General features: G+C 43.9%; 2 protein-coding genes. Both read right to left on the bottom strand.

The annotated features are described in order from the left end of the window. On the bottom strand, positions 1–2,662 hold a 2,662-nt coding region (locus tag GRP75_RS21880; protein WP_160790348.1), incomplete at its 3' end, for a sigma 54-interacting transcriptional regulator. A 49-nt stretch (positions 2,663–2,711) separates the two neighbouring features. Next, positions 2,712–3,493 (bottom strand): Cof-type HAD-IIB family hydrolase (locus tag GRP75_RS21875; RefSeq protein ID WP_160790347.1); only part of this gene is annotated, 782 nt, incomplete at its 5' end.

Genomic DNA, 3,493 nt, shown 5'->3' with positions numbered 1-3,493 from the left:
CGAATATGTGCTGGTCGAGCTGTTTCACTTCCCCCTGATAAACAAGTCCATCGCGAATAACCATACGTTCCAGCGCATAAGCTGTGTGAGTAGAAATTTGGACTTTTGTTGCATAATCAAATTTGACTTCTAATCCAAGTTCCAGCTCTTGCACAAATCTCATCACCATTCCCAGAATTTTGTGGGGATTCAAATAAGTCATAAATTCTTTCAGACTTTCCTCGCATAACTCCCTGACGACTACACTTTGATCCACAGCAGGGATCTGCTTGTTATTCAGCAGTAGCTCTCTCAATGTCTGCTCACCCCTCGCTTCAATCAGCTTTTCCAAGGGAATAAACGGGATTTCCGGCTCGCTTGGCCGTTTTACTCCAATCACGGCAAGAATTGTTCGCTTAGACCGCATATCCTGGACCACTTTATCCAACTCTCTTACGTTTGCCGGGACAACCAGTATCTCCTCATCCGTCAAATCGCAGACAACTTTCTCTACAAACTCTTTCAATTTGACCGCTGCACCTTTGCCGGAGGAGCAAACCGTCACAATTGCCTTATGAACTACTTTCACTGCGGCGCTGCTATTGTTATATCCCCTGAAATCCTTTAGCGATTGGTATATCTCCTCTATCCCCATGTCAAAAACACTGGCCTTTCGGACAGCCTCCAGCGTGAGCGGAGTTGAAACCATATCAATAGTCTTTACATTGATTCCAACACGTTCCATAATAGTTTCTTCAAGATTGAGCAAAGAGCCCATATCAACCAGCAGCAACACGCCTCTACCACGGTCAATGCTCTTTACTTTATCGATAATAAGCTCCAAAATTTCCCTAGGACTGACATCGAGGGGCATATCAACAGCACAAAGATTAGAACTGCCCAGCAAGCTGTCTACGACGCCGACGATGCTGCTCGCTGTACTGGTACCGTGTGCTGCCACTATAATTCCCACACTACCCTGTCGTTCTTCCTCAACAGATTTCAGAAGAATCGCCATATAAGTTATTTCGGCCTCCGGTACATGTACACCAAACTTAGACTCGATCAAACTTTTGATAGTCTGGGCCAGTCTGTACTCTTCATCATGTTCATTCATCGGTTCATAGATTCGTGCATCACCGTATTTTTTCTCTCTGGTGCGCTTGAAAAAGGCGCTTAAATGAAGACTGAAAGCATACACGAATCTCTCGCTGTAAATTCGGTTTAGTACCTTTTTGGCCATTTCCTTAATCTGCTCGGAGAATTCAAGGATGTCTTTGTCCACAATTTTCAGAATTCGTTCCCTGCTCCCCTTGGTTTTATAAAAACGGTTATAAAAGCTTTTAATATGGATATTGACATCCGTAGCAATAAATCTGTGGATGTAGGCGTCGTCTAGCCCTTCTTCCTTCAGCATGCCAATCTTGTCTTCAATTAGTTTGTAAAGGTTAAACGGCAGCTCGGAAACAACCTCTTCCTCCAAAGCTTTTCTTCCTTCAGGAGTAATGTATAGGCACGAGGAAATACATCCGATTTCCTTCATCTTATATTGCGTTTTATCAATATTAAACAAACCATCTCGGATATTTCCCGGCAGGTTTTTAAAATCAAGTCCTATTTCTTCTTTGTTTTCATGTATGCTGTTTAAAAAACCTTTAGCGCATACCAGTTGGATGTTCGACTTTAACTGGCCGATATTGCCGTAGGTGACGCTGCCGATCAGTGCTCTTACTACCTCTGGTTCAATCCTAATCGGCTTGTTTACCCTATTGACCTCGTTAGCAAACAAATGATTCAAAATCAGCATTTGCTCGTCAATAGCACGTTCCTGAAGGGAAGGGATATTGATTGTGATGGGTATGCGCCTAATGAAGGTTTTTAGCATGGATGATCCGGGATCCTCCGTCGTAGCTCCAATCAATAACACACTCGCATCTCTTTTTCGATCCGTTTCGCCCAATTTGTTATAGGTGTGAGTATCCATGAAATAGAAAATCATTTCCTGGCCTTCCGGGGGTAAACGGTGAATCTCATCCAAAAACAGGATGCCTCCGTCAGCTTTCTCCACCAGCCCTGCTTTTTCATGATCAGCGCCTGTAAACGCCCCTTTAACGTGACCAAAGATGTGGGAAAGTAGCAAGTGGGGGTTATTGAAATAATCAGCGCAGTTAAAAACGATAAATGGCGCATGCTCTGAAAACCGCTTCATATACTTGCCATAATGGTACATCAACCTGGCAAACATAGTTTTTCCAACACCCGTCTGCCCGACTATCAGGGTATGCAGACCTCTAGGAGGATACAGAATCGCTGCCTTCCCCTGCTCAACCTGGTTACGCATGCTGCCCCTGAAACCGATCAAGGCATGGAAAGGATCGACCTGTTCGTCAGGCAGCAATACCTCTTTGATGCTTTTGACCTCAATTTGTTTCTCTTTCAGCCGAACCCGAAAGGTGTCCTCGATAATCTGCTTGTGCAGAAATCTGACCGGTCTTCCTTTGATTTTAAGGATTAGATCGTCACGCAGCAGATTATTCAACTCTTTGCTCACATTGTTTCTCAACATCTTTTGATCATCAGCAATTTCCGCAGCCGTAATCCCTTCCCCCGCAAATAAAGCCTCTTTGGAAATTTTCTTGGTGCTTTCGGCAATATACTCTAAAATCTTATCTATTCTTTTCACCTGTATTCCTCCAGCCTGAATCAGTCATTGGAAATTAATTTCAACCTGCTTATTTAGGGAACAGAATATGGTTTTTCAGCGCATGAGCTACTCCATCCTCGTCATTCGAGAGAGTAACGGTGTTGGCAACAGCTTTGACCTCAAGGGGAGCATTTTCCATGGCAATGCCAAGTCCCGCAAAGGCCAGCATGTCGATATCATTGTAGTTGTCACCAATAGCCAGACAATCGCTTTGTTTCAGTTGGTACTCTTTTAGCAGAATTTGAATGGCTGCGGTTTTGGAAGCCTTTTTTGACATGATTTCCAGATAAGTAGGCTTGGATAAGTAGAGATTTACTTCTTCGCCGTATACGGGTCGCAATACTTGAAGGACTCGTCTGATCTCTTCGGGATCACCCATGCACAAAATTTTACTGGTTCCATCAGTCTCTTCCCTCCAACCATTGGTACGCTTAGAAAAACTATAAATGCGAGGCTCGATATTGGTGATGTCACGTTCTTGAAGCGCCCATGCATCCAATTGCTCAATATACCACTCATCATCCTTATACAGGCTTACGTGAAGATCATAGGCAGCCAGGCTGTCAAGCAAACGCTGTGTCATTTTCTTATCTATATAACGGGTGTTCAGCTTGTTCCCGTGTTTATCTATAACAAGTGCCCCACTGTAGCATATGAGAGGCTCCGAAATACCAAGATGCTTCTGCAATGGAATAATTGCTTTCGGCATTCGCGCAGAGACAAGAACCACTGGAATCTGCTTATCATTTATAACCTGGAGAATGGTTTCTTTGGTTGCTTTCGTGATTTGATGCGCCGAGTTAAGCAGCG

This window comes from Paenibacillus sp. OT2-17 (genome assembly GCF_009827695.1).
Lineage (GTDB): Bacteria > Bacillota > Bacilli > Paenibacillales > Paenibacillaceae > Paenibacillus > Paenibacillus polymyxa_B.
Note: the sequence above shows the minus strand (reverse complement) of the source record. Positions and strands in the feature narration are given on the sequence as shown.